The organism is Nitrosopumilus sp. S4, assembly GCF_054515835.1.
The window spans coordinates 763822-781853 of the sequence record NZ_CM137258.1 but is presented as its reverse complement, the minus strand read 5'-3'; the positions used below and the strand labels follow the sequence as shown (position 1 = coordinate 781853).

Below are 18032 nucleotides of genomic sequence, written 5' to 3'. Positions count from 1 at the left end.
AAAAAGATGATTTGAAAAAATAGATTAATCCAATTTTTTCTTGGCTTTATTTATCATTGCAGTCTCTTCACGAAGATGACTTTTCAAAAGGCGTTCATGATCTTTTTTATGAACACTGTATGCTTTATTCAAAGCCTGTTTTGATTTGGCCTTTTTTACTGCATTTTGAAATTTTTTGTGAATGACGTTAACTTGAGCTGAATAACTTGCCATCGCAACTACAATGTTTGTTAAGTAAAAGAACATTATGCAACAATAATCCACAAAACGTTTTCTCCTAAATTGATCGCAAAAAATTATCTTGCAACGTGATCCATATATTGAACAGACAAGCAAGATTTGTGTGAGTAGTTCTTTTGAGAGACCCAATTGGGATGAATATTTTATGCTTCAAGCAGAATTGGCAAAGCTTCGCTCAAATTGTCTTACTAGACAGGTAGGTGCTGTAATAGTTAGAAAAAATAGGCAATTAGCAACAGGTTATAACGGAACACCTCCAGGGATAAAAAATTGTTTTGAAGGTGGCTGTAAACGATGTCAATTACGAATGGAAGGAAAAATCGAATCAGGGGCATCACTTGATAGATGTCTTTGCAATCATGCAGAAGCTAATGCAATAATGCATTGTGCTATATTAGGAATAGAGGCAGGGATTGAAGGTGCAATACTATACACAACTTTTGTTCCATGTTTGGAATGCACAAAAATGGCAATTACAATAGGAATTAAGAAATTTATTTGTCTTGATTCATATCCTGAAACTGATTTTGATTTGCTCAAAGAAGCGGGAGTTGAAGTAGTTCAATTAGATAAAAATAAAATTGCAAGATGGGCAAAAGAGCTTATAGGTAAATACGAAAATTCCGTGTAAGAAAAATGCAAATCAACATAGAAACAGACAATATTGATTCGATGCCACCATCAATGTTAGTATCTGCAGCATATGATAACAACTCAAAATCAGCAGTATTGAAATTCTATGAACCAAAATCAGAGAAATTAATAATTTGGAAGGATGAAACAGGACACAAACCTTACTGCTATTCAAGACTAGCTCCTGATGAGTTAGAATTTCTTCAGGAAAGAGATGACGTTCTTGAAATTAAGACTGTCCAACGATATGATCTGATGAAGGATAAAGAAATTGATATGTCAAAAATCACGGTAGCTGATCCTTTAGCAATCGGTGGAACTTCTGGAGATAAAAGTATCAGAAACGTAATTGAGACATGGGAATCAGATATCAAATACTATGAAAATTATCTTTACGATAGACGACTAATTGTTGGAAAGTACTACGAGGTGATTGACGGCAAGATAAAACCACATGACATGGAGATATCTGATCAGGTCAAACTTGCTCTGAAGAGTCTACTGTGGGATAAAGTAGATAGTGAAAACATGGTAGATGCAGAAGGATTCAAAAAATTCATCTCTGAATGGGCAGATTTACTAAATCAACCTATTCCAAAAATTAGAAGATTAAGTGTAGACATTGAAGTTGAAGCTGAAATTGGAAGAATACCTGATCCAAAAATAGCAGAAAAAAAAGTTACCGCAATTGGATTAAAAGGCTCAAATGGATTTAATCAAATTTTTGTTCTAAAAACAGAAGACACTGAACTAGGAGTCAACGAACTAGAGAAGAATATCCAAGTAACATTTTATGAAAAAGATAAAGAAAAAGAGATGATACAGGACGCATTTGACATCATCAAAGATTTTCCATTTGTCTTAACATATAACGGAGATGAATTTGATTTACCATACCTGTACAACAGGGCAGAGAGATTAGGAATTCCCAATTCAAACAATCCACTTTACATGATGCGGGATTCTGCAACACTAAAACAAGGAGTACATTTGGATTTGTATAGGACTTTATCCAACAGGTCATTTCAAATCTATGCTTTTAGCCAAAAATATACTGATTTTTCACTAAATAGTGTATCAAAGGCATTACTTGGAAAAGAAAAGATAGATTATGGATTAGAGTTTGACCAGCTTTCACTTTATCAAACTGCAAATTACTGTTACAATGATGCACTTCTAACATATGAGCTTACAAGTTTTAACAATGACTTGTTGATGGACCTGTTAGTAATCATTGCACGAATAGGAAGAATGCCAATTGACGATATTGCAAGAATGGGGGTATCACAATGGATTAGAAGTTTGTTGTATTATGAACATAGACATAGAAATTGTCTCATTCCAAAAAGAGAAGAGCTTGAAAGAAGATCAGAAGGAGTCATGTCGGATGCAGTTATCAAAGATAAAAAATACAGAGGGGGTTTAGTTGTTGAACCAAAAGTAGGAATTCATTTTGATGTTGTTGTGATGGATTTTGCTAGTCTATATCCAAGCATTATCAAAGTTAGAAATTTGTCATATGAGACTGTCAGATGTCCACATGAAGAATGCAAAAAAAACACCATTCCTCAAACAAACCATTGGGCATGTTCTAAGAGAAACGGGTTAACATCTATGATAATTGGATCACTAAGAGATTTGAGGGTAAATTACTACAAGAGTCTCTCAAAAAAAGACACGTTAACTGACGAGCAAAGACAACAATACACAGTAGTAAGCCAAGCCCTCAAAGTAATTCTAAATGCCAGCTATGGTGTGATGGGTGCTGAAATATTTCCACTTTATTTTCTACCAGTTGCTGAAGCAACCACAGCCATTGGAAGATATACAATTTTAGAAACTATCAAAAAATGTGAAGCAGCAGGCATTGAAGTTCTATATGGAGATACAGATTCACTGTTTATTAAAAATCCAACAAAAGAACAAATTCAAATAGTAATAGAGCAGGCAAAAAAAGATCACGGGGTTGATTTAGAGATTGATAAATCTTACAGATATTGTGTGTTGAGCAACAGAAAGAAAAACTATCTAGGAGTTACAAAAGACGGTAAAGTTGATGTTAAAGGATTAACAGGAAAAAAATCACACACACCACCATTTATCAAAAAATTATTTTATGAATTATTAGATGTGTTATCAAATGTTCAAACAGTAGAAGATTTCGTAAAGGCAAAACAACAGATTTCAGAAAAAATTTCAACATGTGGTAAAAAAGTAATAGCAAAAGAAATTCCATTAGAGGATCTAACATTCAATGTTATGCTAAGTAAGGCCCCATCAGAGTATACCAAAACTATCCCCCAGCACATACGTGCTGCAAAGCAATTAGAAGCAATAAGAGAAATAAAAAAAGGAGATAAAATTTCATTCATTAAAATCCTAAACAAGCCAGGCGTGAAACCAGTCGAGTTAGCCAAAAAAGAGGAGATTGACTCAAACAAATACATGGAGTTTATGGAATCAACACTGGAGCAAATTACATCATCAATGGATTTGGATTTTGATACAATGTTAGGAAAGCCAAAACAAACAGGATTGGATGAGTTTTTCTGGAATTAGTGAATTTTAATGGAAGTTGATGGAACTCTACTAACTATTCTAGGAATTGCCGCAGGTATTTTGATTCTGTCAGGGTGGATTGAGCAGATTTACAAAGGATATAAAACCAAAAGTCTAAAAGATATTTCAAAATTCCTTATGATCTTTATTTCTGCAGGAGCAATACTGTGGTTGATTTATGGAGTTATAGTCTCAGACATATTCATTATAGGCACAAATATTACTGCAATTGTCTTAATGGTAATTGTGCTTCTAATGAAGCAAAGGTACGATAAGCAATTACTGAGCTAATCAAGAATTAAATACAATACAGAAATTTTCAAAGAAAGATGTTTGTAATCAATTGTAAAAACTATGAAGAAATTGCTGGAGAGAATATAGTAAAATTTATCAAAATTGCAGAAAAAGTTTCTAAAAAATTTAATGTCAAAATTGCAATCGCCCCACCACAGCATCTGATTGGGTTAGTAACAAAAAGTTCAATTCCAATTTTAGCTCAACATGTAGACAATTCAAAAGTTGGAAGTACTACAGGTTTTGTTATTCCCGAACTATTAAAAAAATCCAAAGTGAAAGGCTCTTTGATAAACCACAGCGAACATCGAATAAGTTCGAATGAAATAGAAAAAGCAGTAACAAAACTAAAAGAATTAAAAATGATATCAATTGTTTGCGTAAAAGATGTTGCTGAGGCAAAAAAATATGCCAAACTAAATCCAGATTTTATTGCAATCGAACCACCAGAGCTGATTGGTTCAGGAAAGGCAGTTTCAAAAGAAAGGCCAGAGTTAATCACTAAAGCAGCAGATGCAATAAAGGGTGCAAAAAAAACAAAACTTCTTTGCGGTGCAGGAATTGTTTCTGGTCAGGATGTGGCAAAAGCTAAAGAACTAGGATCAAAAGGCATTCTGGTTGCTAGTGGAATAATCAAGGCAAAAGATTGGAATGCTATAATGTCTGAATTTGCCAAGTCAATGGTTTAATACCCCCTTTTTGGGATTGGTTAATCGTAAAAAATGAAACAAGTTTACTTTTATGATGAAGGAGACGGAAAAAACAAGAAACTCCTAGGAGGAAAAGGTGCGGGTCTCTGTGAGATGACCAGACTAAAGTTGCCTGTTCCACCCGGATTTACCATTACTACTGAGGTTTGTAAAAAATACTATGAAAATAATAAAAAACTTCCAAACACACTCATGGCTGAAGTTAAAAAAAACATAGCCAAAATTGAAAAGAGAACAGGTAAAAAATGGAATGACAAATCTAATCCACTTCTAGTATCAGTCAGATCAGGTGCTGCAATATCCATGCCGGGAATGATGGATACAATTCTCAATTTAGGACTAAATGATCAAACAGTATTAGGATTGGCAGAAAAGAGCCAAAACCCAAGATTTGCATGGGATTCCTATAGAAGGTTTGTTCAGTTATTTGGTAAAGTCGTATTTGGAGTAGAAGATAAAAAATTTGATGAGGTTTTAGATGCTGCAAAGAAAAAGCAAAACGTAGAGATTGACAGTGATCTAAACGAGACATCCCTTAAAGAAATTGTAACACAATACAAGCAAATTTGTGATAATCACACAGGAAGAAAATTCCCATCAGACCCCACTGAGCAATTAGAATTAGCAATAAAGGCAGTGTTTGGAAGCTGGATGGGAGAGAGGGCAATTGTATATAGAGAGAAAAACAACATTACAAAAGATATTGCAGATGGTACTGCAGTAAATGTAGTTTCCATGGCATTTGGAAATATGGGAAATGATAGTGCAACAGGAGTTGTATTTACAAGAAACCCCGGAGATGGAACACGTGCAATTTATGGTGAGTATCTAATCAATGCACAGGGAGAAGATGTTGTTGCAGGTGTAAGGACAGGTAAACAAGTAGATGAAATGAAAAAAGATTTACCAAAATCATATGAGCAGCTTGCAAAAACATGTGAAAGATTGGAAAAACACTACAAAGAACCACAAGATATTGAATTTACAATTGAACAGGGACATTTCTATTTGTTGCAAACCAGAAATGCAAAAATGAATGCAGTAGGAATGATAAAGACTTCAGTAGATATGGTAAAAGAAAAATTAATTGATAAAAACAGAGCACTTACCAGACTTCAAGCAGAGCAATTAGAGCAGCTACTACACAGAACCATTGACACAAATGAAATTAAAAACTATACAAAATTAGCAAAAGGAATTCCAGCATCACCAGGAGCTGCAAGTGGAATTGCAGTATTTGATGTAAAACGTGCTACAATGATGGGTGAAAATGGGGCCAAAGTAATCTTAATCAGAGAAGAAACAAAACCTGAAGACGTACCGGCATTTTTTGAATCAACTGGAATTCTTACAAGCCGTGGAGGTAAAACATCTCATGCAGCAGTAGTAGCAAGAGGAATGGGCAAGCCATGTATTGTAGGGTGTTCTGATTTGAAGATAGATTATGACAATAAACAATGTGCAGTGGATGGTAAAGTGGTACATGAAGGGGATGCAATAACAATTGATGGTAGTTCTGGTCTAGTATACATCGGAGACATTCCAACCATTGAGCCAAAGATAACATCCGATTTTAAGACAATTCTAGAGTGGGCAAAACAAGCAAAGAAAATAGGGATCAGAGCAAATGCAGACACTCCAGAAGGGGCAAAACTTGCAAGAGAATTTGGTGGACAAGGAATTGGATTATGCAGAACTGAACGAATGTTCAACGGAAGTGATAGAATTGGAATGTTTGTAGACATGATAATGGCTGAAAACATCGAGGAGAGAGCCAAAGTTCTAAAGAAATTAGGTGAGCTTCAGAAGAGTGATTTCATAGAGATACTCCAAGCAATGGAAGGATACGAAGTAACAATCAGGTTACTAGATCCACCACTTCATGAATTCTTACCAAATCCAGAAGAATTAGCAGAGAAAATTCACAAATTAGAATCACAAAATTCAACAGAGGAAGTCAAAAAATTAAAAATCATATTAAAACGTGCAAGAGAGCTTGCTGAAATTAACCCAATGATGGGACATAGAGGAGTCAGAGTTGGAATAACATATCCTGAAATTTATGAAATGCAAATTCGTGCAGTCTTTGAAGCACTAGTCGAATTAACAAAGAGAAAAGTAAATGCACATCCACAAATCATGATTCCTCAAATTAGCAGCATAGCAGAACTAAACCACATCAAGAGAATCTATGATTCTATCAAAAAAGAAATGGAGACAACTCACAAAATGAAACTAAAGATTAATTTTGGAACCATGATAGAAGTGGTAAGGGCAGCACTGACTGCAAATGAACTTGCTACTACTGCAGAGTTTTTCAGTTTTGGAACAAATGATTTGACACAAGGAACATTTAGTTTTAGCAGAGAAGACGTGGAAGGAAAGTTCCTTCCAGAATACATGGAAAAAGAACTTCTTGAGAGAAACCCATTCCAATCAATTGATGTAAACGGTGTTGGAAGTTTGATGAAAATAGGCATCTCATTAGGCCGTGAAGTTAGACCAAACATGGAGATAGGAATATGTGGAGAGCACGGAGGCGATCCAAATTCAATAAAATTCTGCCACGGACAAAACCTAAGCTATGTTAGTGCATCACCTCACAGGATTCCAATAGCAATTGTTGCAGCAGCCCAGGCAGCAATAGAGCAACCAAAGACCAAATCAAAGGGAAAATCTAAACCAAAAACCAAGGCAAAATCCAGATCTAGCATTAGAGCCAAATCCAATACAAAATCTAAACCAAAGGCTAAAACAAAATCCAAAAAATCAAAAGTAAAACCCAAAAAGAAAAAGCGATAGTCGGGATAGCATAATACCCTAGACCTTTAAACTAAATCAGTACAATTTTTCATTCTATGGATTATCGTTGCCTGATATGTAATGTAATTGTAGATTCTCCCAAAAAATTAGAAACACATTTGCAAACAGATCATAAATGGGGGATAAAAAAATCAAAATAAAGATCATTTTAGTCATGTGACTAAACAATGAATAGTGATGCTTATAGATCATCAATGAATCAATGGATCATATGGGAGATTATGTTCAGACTTGGAGAAAAAAACTAAAGCTTCAAGAACTCTTAGAGATAGCAAAACAAGAAATGAAAACAGAGAACGATATCAATCAAGTTTACAAAAAACTTGATTTAGAAATGCAAGTACGTTGGAGGTTTGTCAGTACCACCAGAAAACAATACATTGAAGACATTAAGAAAATTTTAGCAAATCAGTATGTTCTAGTAATTTAATTTCAGATTCACTTTGGAGAAAATGCTGACAACCAATAATGCATAATTTTACGATTCAATTCAATGAACATATCTGCATTATCATTAATTACTTTGGCATTATTTTTACTTGCCTCAATAGTAGTGATAGTAATTTTGTTTACTGTATTTCTATATTTTAGAACCTCTTCACTTAGATTCTCAAAGATAGATTTTGCAGCATCTGGAATCTTAAAATCATATCCAGAATTTTCTTGAAATTCTTTTTGGATAGACAGACTTGCATTAACTGTGTTTTTCCATGCCTTGTACCACTCATTTTGCAGATCAAACAAGGTTTGCTGAATATGAGGTACAGATGTTTCAAGTTCTAAAAAATATTTTTGATTGATTTTATCTAACATATCATAATTAGTGTTATTTTGAGACATATCTTCGATAAAAAATATTCAAACTTAAGTTTATGGGAAAATACTGTTTTGTTCCAAAGGGATTTATGATTTAAAATAAAATGAGTGCTCAGATGACTTTATTTTTTAAAGAGGATTTTGTGATTACATCATGGAATTAGAGAGAACAGATATTGCTAAAGATTTAGAGATTTGCAGAATTCTAAATGGAATGTGGCAAGTTGCTGGAGGTCATGGACAGATTGATTCAGAGTTGGCAATATCTGAGATGCTACAATATCATAAAGATGGATTCACTACTTGGGATTTGGCCGATATTTATGGACCTGCAGAGTCACTAATTGGAGAGTTCAGAGATAGATTAGGTAGCGAGAAAGAAAAATCCCAAGCATTTACAAAATTTGTTCCAAATCCTGCTCCAATGAGTAAGAGCATTGTAACACACTACATAGAACAATCATTAAAGAAAATGAGGATAAGTTGCATAGATTTGCTACAATTTCATTGGTGGGATTATTCCAATGAAAGTTACATGGATGCTTTGCATCATTTATCAAATTTGCAAAAAGAACAAAAAATAAAACATTTGGGACTAACTAATTTTGATACTAAACGAGTCAGAATTATGATGGAAAACAATTTCGACATCATTTCAAATCAAGTCCAGTATTCAATTTTAGATCAAAGACCTGAAAAAATCATGACACCGTATTTTGCAAAAAACGGAATAAAGATTCTAACATACGGAACGTTGTTAGGAGGATTTTTTTCAGAAAAATATTTAGATCAAGATGAACCACATAGAGGAAATTTAATTACAACAAGTTTACAGAAATACAAAAACATGATAGATGCATGGGGCGGTTGGGCCTTATTCCAAGAATTATTACATGGACTGAACATCATTGCAAAAAAGCATAATTGCAGTATTGCAAATATTGCCACCAGATACATTTTAGACAAACCTCAAGTTGCAGGAGTGATAATTGGTGCAAGATTGGGAATAAGTAATCACAGAGAAGATAACTCTAAAGTTTTCAACATCAAACTAGACCAAGAAGACATGTCTTCAATTAAATCAATTACAGAAAAATCAAATGATTTATTTGAAATTATCGGAGATTGTGGAGATGAGTATAGATAATTTTCAATCATTATGGATTAATGTTAGTGTAAAGTGAACATGAAATAGGAATAAAACTTTTGATTATAGGAGTAATTTCCATTATTGCACAAGTCTTTGGAAATTTAATATTCTAATATTCAATCATCGATAGTTCCACCTTGGCCAAACAGTATTGGCATAGTGTAAGAACTTGTGACATTTTCAATTTGTCTTAACGTTTCAATAATCCTATCCAACCCAGATTCGACATCATGTCTAACTTTAAGAAAAATATCATACTTGCCCCAAATACCATTTACCTCCAATACAAAATCCATACTTTTTAGAAGAGTGATTATTTCTTTTTCATGTCCAGGATTACAGGTAAGTAGAATGTATGTTTGCATAATTAGAATAAGCTGTTTCTCAAATATAACCAGAATGCGATCTTAGTTCCCTTAGAACTTGATAGTGATGCTTTTAGGTAATCATTGGAAATTTTTCTCATGTCAGAGTTAATTACAGAATATTTTACCTGTAAAAAGTGTCTGAAGAACCACCCAATTTCTTCATCAGAGTTCAACGATAAACCCACAACATGCAATTCCTGCTGGCTGAAAATGCACATGTGGCAAAGATACGAAGCATAATTTCCAACATCCTTAAGTTCTCACAGTATCTGAAAAGCCATGCCAACCCCTAAAGAGGCATGTCTTGATTGTGAGACACCCTTAGAATTAACTGCTCCAGGTCAGAAGAAAAAGCCATGCCCCAAATGTGGAGCTTATAGAAGAAAACGAGAGTACGTATAACTATGCAGAACTAGGCAGTTTTTCTCAATTATTCATAAAAGGATAATTCCAATTAAAGGGGTGAAAGTATCACAAGCTATGATATTTTCAGAGATCTTATTGGAGATACATAGTTTTTAAAACAAATTAGATTAATTCTAATCAAATTGCTACCTAGAATTGATTCAATAAAACAGATAAGGCAAAAAATTGGCATTACCCAAAAAAAACTTGCTGCAATGACAGGAGTCAGCACATCAATGATCAATCAGATAGAATCTGGGCGAAGTCAGCCTAGCTATGAGACAGCTAAAAAGATTTTTGAGAGTTTAGCAAAACTTGAAGGAGAATCATCATCTCATACTGCTGGAGATTTTTGTAGTAAGGACATTGTAAAGTTAAAACCAACAAACACACTTCATGATGCAATTAAAAAGATGCATCAGCTATCAATTAGTCAGATTCCAGTTTTTAATAATTCTGAAATTGTAGGAGTGGTATCAGAAGACGGAATTGTAAAACATTTGGCAGATCTTGGAGAAGCTGAATTGAAAAATGCGAAACTTGCAGATACAATGGATCCAGTTCCACCAATTGTAGATTATGAAACACCAGCAAATGTCCTAGTCCCATTGATTAGATATTCAAAATGCATTTTAGTATCAAAGAAATCAAAGATTGTTGGAATCATTACAGCTTCAGATACTCTGAAAATGATGGAATAATCTATTCCTTAGGATGCGAACACAGTTCTGCCAAAACACCATGCAGGGATTTTGGATGAATGAAAGTCACTTTGGTTCCTGCAGAGCCAGGTCTGATTTTTCCCAAAAACTGAACACCACAACCTTCCATTCTCTCAACTTCGCCTTCAATGTTATCAGTCTCTAATGCCATGTGATGTAATCCCTGTCCCTTTTTATCAAGGAATTTTTTAATCGGACTTTGATCATTAGTTGGCTGCATTAGCTCCACCCTGCCGTTTTCCAAATGAATGATTGCAACTTTGACACCCTCAGTCTCTACTGTTTCAAATTCAACATTATCAACACCCAAAGCTTGCTGGTATATTTTTGCAGATTCTTCCACATCATTTACTGCAATGGCAATATGATCAATTTTCATCTAAATAACTCCTAAAATTACTGTATTAATGAGTTTTTTAAAAATTTATCATAAAAATGAAAGGGGTTCAATAAGGCTGAACCCAACCACCGCAGGATACACAGATAGTCATACCATCATCATTCTCATAGGTTTCTGAGCCTGGTGGGCATTTGCATTGGCGTATTTCATCCATGAAATTACTAAGAATTCAAAGTATTAGAATCCAAAATCAAAAAAATGAAAGAATGTTTGTTTTTTGAATTTTATTTATACAGATTTTCGGAAATAGTGTAATCAGCAATAAATCATAGAATCACTATAATAGTGCATGTCAAAAAAGTTGGAAACAAAAGAAGACAAAGAAAGATTTAAAGAAAAAATTGCCAAGGGCGAAGTTTTAGAATTCACCTAGAACAAAATCATCTACTAAATCCTTGTTTATTTATTAAATTAATAGTGTTAGTAGATTTTATTCCAGGTATCTTTCTTATTTTTTTGCTAATGATTTCAGAAATTTCATTATAAGTAGGAGCTACAACTTTGCAAATAATTTCATAGTTACCTACAAGCAAATCTGCTTCTACTACTGTAGGAATATTTTTCAAAGCATTCATAATGTTGCCTTCATCAGACTTTGAGCAATGTATTGCAATGTAAGCTTGCGCCATATGCTCATCTAAAACTTGCTGTTCAGATTCAGTTGTTTTTTGCAGTCCAGGTTTTTTATCTACAAGTAATGTCAGTGTTGATCTAATCTTTGAGATTTTTCTTATTCCTTGCGAGATATCTTTTTGAATTGTGTCCTCATCTTTTGATTCAAGTTTTGCCAATACATCATAACTTCCAAAGGTTCCATGGGCACTCTTTATACTTTGAATGTTTCTAAGATTAGATATTACAGAATCCTCAGAACCAGAATCATTAACAATTAAAACAAAAGCTTTTGCCATTTTTCTCCTAACATTGACCAGATATTCCCATTAATGTAAGTGTAGAGCGAACATGAGGTATTTTTCTTACATTCCATGTGATGGTCTCTCGGACCTTGTCTCTATCAGAATTTTCAATCTTTGCAATAATATCATATGCCCCAAAAGTACCATGAACCTCATGTACAGATTCTATGTGTTTTAACTCATCAATTACGGACTCTTCAGAACCTAGATCACAATTAACCAAAACAAAAGCAGTTTCCATGCAAAGTATACGTATAAACAATATTTAAGCAAAACCATAAAATTGGTTTATATTCATAAAGAGCATTCTGATTAAATTAAACATGTTTATAATGATTTTGTGTTAGTTGACCTTTGAGATTTGTATCTAAGATTAATGAGGCAGAAAAACTACTCAAAGACATGGTAATTCAGTATTTCGTAGAGGTAGCAAGTTTTCTTGATTTTGCACGATACACATGTGCCCTAAGAGAATATCCATTAAGAGTTTACAAATTCTCTTACAAAAACAAGAATATTTTTTCGAGTAGAAAATTATTAGCAAATTCAATTTTACACTTTTTTGTAATTTCAGAGAAAGATGGAAGATACATCTCTTATGATCCTCTAGGAGGAAAAGAAACAGCATCAATAGTAGATGAAATTACAAAAACTGGAACATATGCCCCAATAATAGAATTAGATTCATTACCGTTTCCAATAAAACTTACAAAAACAATCAAAGATAAATTCAAAACAATAAAGATTCATGAATTAGGAGATCTTGCAAGATTAACTTATGATCCTGAGTGGCCTGATAATTATGAGTTTACATTACTTGCAATGTCATACAAGAAGAAATGGTTAGTTGGATACATTACAAGAATTGATTTAGAAGATACATTTTTTTGTTTTAACTATGTAACATTGGATTATGAACCAACAATGCCCTTCTTAAAATACACGGGTCATACTGGCAAGCAAGCTGAATTTACAAATAAATTTCAACATGGATTTCCTTATTTGCCTGTTGTAAAGTTAAAATCAGTACATCCAATATTTGGATTAAAATGAAAATTTTTGAGAGAAAATGAAGTCAAGTATTCAATTAATGGAAAAAGTTCTTTTTCGAGTTGCTAAGCAATGGATTGCAGGAGATACAATCGATGACGCACTTGGTTCTGCAAAGGAAGCATACAAAAATGGACGTCATGCCATCATAAACAAACTTGGCGAGTATCACAAGTCTAAAGGTCAAATTAAAAAAACAGTTCTGGAATATCAAAAAATCACAGATTCTTTTAGAGAGTGGAAGATCCGAGGAGCAATCTCGATTAAACCAACACAGATAGGGCTATCAATTAATCAAAAAGAATGCCTTAGAAACTTGACCACCATAGTAGAGATTGCCAAAAAAAATCATGTCTTTGTTTGGTTGGATATGGAATCAGCTGATCATACAGATGAAGCAATTGAATTGTATAATACATTTTTTTCAAGATATGAGAGATTAGGAATAGCCCTACAGGCTAATCTAAAAAGAACCGAAGATGATCTTAGAGATTTAATCAGTATGGGTGGTAAAGTTAGGCTCGTAAAGGGAGCATATAAGGAGAATTCAAAAATTGCTTTCAAAACAAAAGAAGAAGTTGATAAAAACTATATCAAACTAATGAGAAAATTATTCAAAGAATCAAATGAGTTTGGAATAGCAACACATGATTCTGCAATTATTAAAAAAGCAATTCAGTATTCCAAAAAATATCCAAAAAAATTTGAATTTCAAATGCTCAAAGGAATCAGGGATGAATTAAAACCAGAATTAATCAAAAAGAAATTTGTTGTATCAGACTATATCCCATATGGAACTAATTGGCTTCCTTACTCGTTTAGAAGGATTAAAGAGAGAAAAAGAAACATTTTGTTATTAGGAAGTTCACTCATTCAATCACATCGTGTTTGAGTTTGGGATCTCATAAATTGTTGCAAATAATTTTCTCCTCCAGCACTCTTACCAGTAGTGCCCGAATTTTTCCAGCCACCAAAGGGTTGAGCAAAAACTAATGCAGCAGTAGTGGCACTTGCAGTTCTATTAGCGTAAACAACACCAGCATGTATTTTATCAAAAAATGTCTCTACTTGACTTTCATCATCACTAAAAATTCCAGCAGTTAATCCATATTCAGTGTCATTTGCTTTTTTTATTGCCTCATCAAAATCTTTGAATTTTTGAATACAAACAAAGGGTAAGAATAATTCTTCTTTTACAAGTTTGCTATCATCTGAAAGATTAGAAACAATTGTAGGTTCAACAAAATAGCCATTCTTAAGTTCAGATTTCTGCATTACCGAACCACCAGAAAGAATCTTGCCTTCTTTCTGTGCAATCGATACAGCATCATCGAATTTGTTTTTTGCCGACTCGTTGATGATAGGTCCAAGAAAAACTTCTTTCTCCCAAGGCATCCCAATTTTTAGTTTCTTTGTCTTTTCAACTAATTTTTTAGTGAATTGTTCAGCGACATCTTCCTGAACATAAACTCTGGAACATGCACTACATTTTTGTCCGCCATAACCAAAGGCAGCCTTCATGACACCCTCAGCAGCATTATCCAAATTGGCATTCTTTGTTACAATTACAGGATTTTTTCCCCCCATTTCAGATATGAATGGTTTTGCGGTATTTTCTGTGAATTTCTTAAATCCAGACATTCCAACATGGTATGAACCAGTAAATGCAATTCCAGATACATCTCTGCTTTCAATTAATGCATTTCCAACAATACTACCTGGACCTGTAACAAAATTGATTGCGCCATTTGGTATCCTACTGTAGATGTTTTTTACAAAATGATATGAAGAAAGGGGTGCATCACTTGAGGGTTTCAGTACTGCAGTATTTCCGGTTAGCAATGCAGCAGTAGTCATTCCAATAGCTATTGCAGATGGAAAATTGAAGGGAGCGATTATGCCCCAAACACCAAAAGGTCTCATTACGACTCTAGTCTTTTCTTTTGGGTTTGGATGTGGAGTAGGTTTGCAAAAGCCTTCATTTTTTTCAAGTTGTAGAGCATAAAATCGCATAAAATCAATTGCCTCATCCACATCATTCATAGATTCAACTCTGTTTTTTCCATTTTCGAAAGTCATAATAGCTGCAAGATGAAATTTGTCTTTTGAAAAATCATCTGCGCATTCTCTAAAAACTCGTATGCGCTCTCGATATGAAGTTGTACTCCATTCTTCAAAAGAGTTTTTTGCACTAGTAATTGCATCTAAAACATCTTTAGTTGAACATTGAGGGAATTCTGCAACAGTGATTTCTCGGTTTGCAGGAGATTTGACTTGAAAGTATTCATCTGAAAAAACTTCTTTTCCATTAATTATTGCAGGATATTTTTGATTGAATTCTTTTTTTGTTTTTTCTATGGCATTGTCAAAATTTGAATGGAACTTTTCTTCAGAATTATCACTAACTGCTTTCCCCCAAGTGTATTCATTTGTAAAGTCTGTCAATTGTACTCACCTGAAGAATAGATCACTTCAGAAATAAGTCTAGATGCTAAATGAGACGTCCTATCTTTTACATCAAAACTAGGGCAAACTTCCATAATATCCATGCCTACAATACCTCTTTTTGCGATTTCTCGAAGTAAATATACCGCATCAAGACTATGAACCCCCATTGGGACTGGAACTGAGACACCAGGTGCAAAAGAAGGATCTATACAATCCATATCAAATGAAACATAAACATTGGAGCCTAATCTCTTTAAGACATTTTTTGTTATCTCTTGAATCCCTTTTTCTTGAATATCAAATGGAGTAATAACATCTAGATGGTATTTTTGTATATTATCCAACTCTTCTTGTTCGGGAGTACGGATTCCTATCTGAACACTTGATTCGATTTGTATATTGGATAGTACATCTGTAAATACAGAACCATAATAATTTCTAGTTGAGCTTACAAAATCTGGGTGGGCATCAAAATAAACCAGTGAAAGTTTTCCTAATTTCTCTCCAAGAGTATTGACTATTTGACTTGTAATAGAATGATCACCCCCAATTGTTATTGGAATTTTTGATGAGTCAAATTTTGAAAATAAATCTTTGATTTCATTTCTATTAATATTACCATAATCATGGACTTTTTTTTTAGAACCATCAAAGGGTCTTCCTAAAGAGATGCTACCTTCTCTCTCAAATGAATCACGTTCATTTGAAATTTGTCGAATTTTAAACGGAGCCTCTTCTGTTCCCTTTCTCAGAGCATGTGATTGTGATTCATCAGGAATTCCAATTATAACAAATTCAGCATCATCAAAATGTTCAGTATTTGCCCAACAAATTTTGTTCATAACTAAATAGAATATTCACCGAATTTGTGTTTTGTTCTGACTAGTATCAATGTCTAGAAGACTTCTTTTGGACGATATTCACCAAAGACTTCTCTGAATGTATTGCTAATCTCACCAGTGGTGGCAAACGCTTTTGCGGCAGTAATAATGTAAGGCATAAGATTCTCGTCAGTATCTGCTGCACTCTGCATTGCAGACAAGGATTTTTCCCATTTCTTTTTGTCACGAGATGAGCGTAGTGCTTTAAGGGCCTTCTTTTGTTGGGTTTCAATTTTTCCACCAATTCTTAGCAAGTCAGGTTGAACTTCTTCTTCGACATACTTGTTTACTCCAACCAATATTCTCTCGCCGTCATCAGCTTCTTTCTTTAGACGATATGCATTTTGTCTGATTTCTGATTGGAAGAACCCCTTCTCAATTGCTTTAACAGAGCCACCCATTTTCTGAATTTTCTTAAGATACTTCCAAACTCCTTCTTCAATCTGGTCAGATAGTTCTTCAAGATAATAGGAACCGCCAAGTGGATCTGCAGTCTTTGTAATACCACTCTCGTGGGCTACAATTTGCTGAGTTCTCAAGGCAATTTTAGCAGATTCCTGAGTAGGTAATGCAAGTGCTTCATCTCTAGAGTTTGTATGAAGTGATTGTGTTCCACCGGCAACTGCAGCCATGGTTTGAATTGCAACACGAACTATGTTATTATCTGGTTGTTGAGCAGTCAATGATTCACCGCTTGTTTGTGTATGGAATTTTAATTGCAGTGAACGAGGGTTTTTTGCATGAAACATTTCTTTTAGAATTTTAGCATACACTTTTCTTGCAACTCTAAACTTTGCAACCTCTTCAAAGAATTCAATAGTACAACAAAAGAAGAAAGATAAACGCGGAGCAAAATCATCAATTTTTAATCCTTTATCCAAACAAGTTTGAATGTATGCAATTGCATTTGCCAAAGTAAATGCAACCTCTTGTGTTGCAGTACAACCAGCCTCTCTCATGTGATAGCCAGAAATCGAAACAGGGTACCATGAAGGAACTTTTTCTGCACAATACTCAATCATGTCACCAATTAATCTCATCGAGGGTTGTGGTGGATAGATGTAGGTATTTCTTGCAATGTATTCTTTTAAGATATCATTTTGTGTTGTTCCACGTAATTCTTGACTCTTGAATCCCTGCGATTCACCAACTGCAATATAGTATGCAAGAAGTGTAGAAGCTGTAGAATTAATGGTCATCGATGAACTAACTTTACCTAATGGAATTCCATCAAATGCAGTTGCCATGTCTTTAATCGACGTAATTGAGACACCAACTTTTCCAACTTCACCTTCAGCTTGTGGAGCATCAGAATCATATCCAATCTGAGTTGGAAGATCAAAGGCCATACTAAGCCCAGTCTGTCCTTTTTCAAGCATAAACTTGAATCTCTCATTTGTAAGCTTTGCATCACCAAAACCAGAGTATTGTCTCATGGTCCAAAATCTATCACGGAACATTCCAGGATGAATTCCTCTAGTATATGGATAAACTCCTGCATCCTCTACAGGTCTCTTCTTTGATGATTTTTGATAGATTCTCTTTACTTCAAAATTAGAATCTGTAAAAATTTTCTTTGCAGGTTCTTTTGATTTTGATGATTTTTTTGCAGCCAT

Annotated in this window: 20 protein-coding genes; 11 read left to right on the top strand and 9 right to left on the bottom strand. The window is 34.1% G+C overall.

All coding sequences use genetic code 11. The features are described 5' to 3' along the window. Positions 1 to 24: 24 nt before the first annotated feature. Entirely contained in the window at positions 25 to 264 is a 240-nt protein-coding gene (locus ACX119_RS04320) for a hypothetical protein (protein ID WP_459351895.1), read from the bottom strand. Between the two features lie 121 nt (positions 265 to 385). On the opposite strand from ACX119_RS04320, the gene ACX119_RS04315 reads away from it, so the two are divergent. The 6 genes from ACX119_RS04315 (at position 386) to ACX119_RS04290 (ending at position 7689) form a co-directional block, all read left to right on the top strand. Then, positions 386 to 871 carry a deoxycytidylate deaminase gene (locus tag ACX119_RS04315; RefSeq protein ID WP_459351894.1) on the top strand — a complete coding sequence of 162 codons (486 nt, stop codon included), beginning with the start codon at positions 386 to 388 and terminating at the stop codon, positions 869 to 871. 5 nt (positions 872 to 876) lie between these two features. Further along, positions 877 to 3432 carry a DNA-directed DNA polymerase I gene (locus ACX119_RS04310; protein ID WP_459351893.1) on the top strand — a complete coding sequence of 852 codons (2556 nt, stop codon included), beginning with the start codon at positions 877 to 879 and terminating at the stop codon, positions 3430 to 3432. A 9-nt stretch (positions 3433 to 3441) separates the two neighbouring features. Beyond that, the gene (locus ACX119_RS04305; RefSeq protein WP_459351892.1) at positions 3442 to 3723 is read left to right on the top strand and encodes a SemiSWEET family sugar transporter; all 282 of its coding nucleotides are present in this window, start codon (positions 3442 to 3444) and stop codon (positions 3721 to 3723) included. 38 nt (positions 3724 to 3761) lie between these two features. Beyond that, entirely contained in the window at positions 3762 to 4415 is a 654-nt protein-coding gene (gene tpiA / locus ACX119_RS04300) for a triose-phosphate isomerase (RefSeq protein ID WP_459351891.1), read from the top strand. A gap of 33 nt (positions 4416 to 4448) precedes the next feature. Further along, positions 4449 to 7238, top strand: a complete 2790-nt coding sequence (gene ppdK, locus ACX119_RS04295; protein ID WP_459351890.1) for a pyruvate, phosphate dikinase — start codon at positions 4449 to 4451, stop codon at positions 7236 to 7238. Between the two features lie 232 nt (positions 7239 to 7470). After that, a complete protein-coding gene (locus ACX119_RS04290) occupies positions 7471 to 7689 on the top strand; it encodes a hypothetical protein (RefSeq protein ID WP_459351889.1) in 219 nt (72 codons plus the stop codon). A gap of 8 nt (positions 7690 to 7697) precedes the next feature. Here the strand turns inward: ACX119_RS04290 and ACX119_RS04285 are convergent, their stop codons facing one another. Then, positions 7698 to 8099: a hypothetical protein gene (locus ACX119_RS04285; protein WP_459351888.1), complete on the bottom strand. Its 402-nt coding sequence runs from the start codon at positions 8097 to 8099 to the stop codon at positions 7698 to 7700. Between the two features lie 130 nt (positions 8100 to 8229). On the opposite strand from ACX119_RS04285, the gene ACX119_RS04280 reads away from it, so the two are divergent. Further along, complete coding sequence (locus tag ACX119_RS04280; protein ID WP_459351887.1) at positions 8230 to 9222, top strand: aldo/keto reductase; 993 nt, start codon at positions 8230 to 8232, stop codon at positions 9220 to 9222. A gap of 119 nt (positions 9223 to 9341) precedes the next feature. Here ACX119_RS04280 and ACX119_RS04275 read toward each other — a convergent pair whose 3' ends face one another. After that, complete coding sequence (locus ACX119_RS04275; protein ID WP_459351886.1) at positions 9342 to 9590, bottom strand: Lrp/AsnC ligand binding domain-containing protein; 249 nt, start codon at positions 9588 to 9590, stop codon at positions 9342 to 9344. Positions 9591 to 9872: 282 nt separating this feature from the next. On the opposite strand from ACX119_RS04275, the gene ACX119_RS04270 reads away from it, so the two are divergent. Both ACX119_RS04270 and ACX119_RS04265 read left to right on the top strand, forming a co-directional pair. Then, positions 9873 to 9995 carry a hypothetical protein gene (locus ACX119_RS04270; protein WP_459351885.1) on the top strand — a complete coding sequence of 41 codons (123 nt, stop codon included), beginning with the start codon at positions 9873 to 9875 and terminating at the stop codon, positions 9993 to 9995. 146 nt (positions 9996 to 10141) lie between these two features. Continuing rightward, complete coding sequence (locus ACX119_RS04265) at positions 10142 to 10699, top strand: CBS domain-containing protein (RefSeq protein ID WP_459351884.1); 558 nt, start codon at positions 10142 to 10144, stop codon at positions 10697 to 10699. A 1-nt stretch (position 10700) separates the two neighbouring features. On the opposite strand, the gene mce is transcribed toward ACX119_RS04265, so the two are convergent. From mce to ACX119_RS04250, 3 genes are all read right to left on the bottom strand, one after another. After that, positions 10701 to 11099: a methylmalonyl-CoA epimerase gene (gene mce, locus ACX119_RS04260; protein WP_459351883.1), complete on the bottom strand. Its 399-nt coding sequence runs from the start codon at positions 11097 to 11099 to the stop codon at positions 10701 to 10703. 401 nt (positions 11100 to 11500) lie between these two features. Then, positions 11501 to 12031, bottom strand: coding sequence for an Lrp/AsnC ligand binding domain-containing protein (locus ACX119_RS04255; protein ID WP_459351882.1), 531 nt, complete (start codon positions 12029 to 12031; stop codon positions 11501 to 11503). A 7-nt stretch (positions 12032 to 12038) separates the two neighbouring features. Then, the gene (locus ACX119_RS04250; RefSeq protein ID WP_459351881.1) at positions 12039 to 12278 is read right to left on the bottom strand and encodes an Lrp/AsnC ligand binding domain-containing protein; all 240 of its coding nucleotides are present in this window, start codon (positions 12276 to 12278) and stop codon (positions 12039 to 12041) included. A gap of 113 nt (positions 12279 to 12391) precedes the next feature. Between ACX119_RS04250 and ACX119_RS04245 the strand changes: the two genes are divergently transcribed. Beyond that, positions 12392 to 13090, top strand: coding sequence for a hypothetical protein (locus tag ACX119_RS04245; RefSeq protein ID WP_459351880.1), 699 nt, complete (start codon positions 12392 to 12394; stop codon positions 13088 to 13090). A 16-nt stretch (positions 13091 to 13106) separates the two neighbouring features. After that, positions 13107 to 13979 (top strand): proline dehydrogenase family protein, encoded by an 873-nt coding sequence (locus ACX119_RS04240; RefSeq protein ID WP_459351879.1) that lies wholly within the window; start codon positions 13107 to 13109, stop codon positions 13977 to 13979. On the opposite strand, the gene ACX119_RS04235 is transcribed toward ACX119_RS04240, so the two are convergent. Genes ACX119_RS04235 through ACX119_RS04225 form a run of 3 tightly spaced genes read right to left on the bottom strand, consistent with a single transcriptional unit; the run spans position 13961 to position 18032 of the window. Beyond that, a complete protein-coding gene (locus tag ACX119_RS04235) occupies positions 13961 to 15532 on the bottom strand; it encodes an aldehyde dehydrogenase family protein (protein WP_459351878.1) in 1572 nt (523 codons plus the stop codon). The genes ACX119_RS04240 and ACX119_RS04235 overlap by 19 nt on opposite strands. Continuing rightward, positions 15529 to 16377 (bottom strand): arginase family protein, encoded by an 849-nt coding sequence (locus tag ACX119_RS04230; protein WP_459351877.1) that lies wholly within the window; start codon positions 16375 to 16377, stop codon positions 15529 to 15531. The genes ACX119_RS04235 and ACX119_RS04230 overlap by 4 nt, the downstream gene beginning before the upstream one ends. A 53-nt stretch (positions 16378 to 16430) precedes the next feature. Continuing rightward, a complete protein-coding gene (locus ACX119_RS04225; RefSeq protein ID WP_459351876.1) occupies positions 16431 to 18032 on the bottom strand; it encodes an acyl-CoA mutase large subunit family protein in 1602 nt (533 codons plus the stop codon).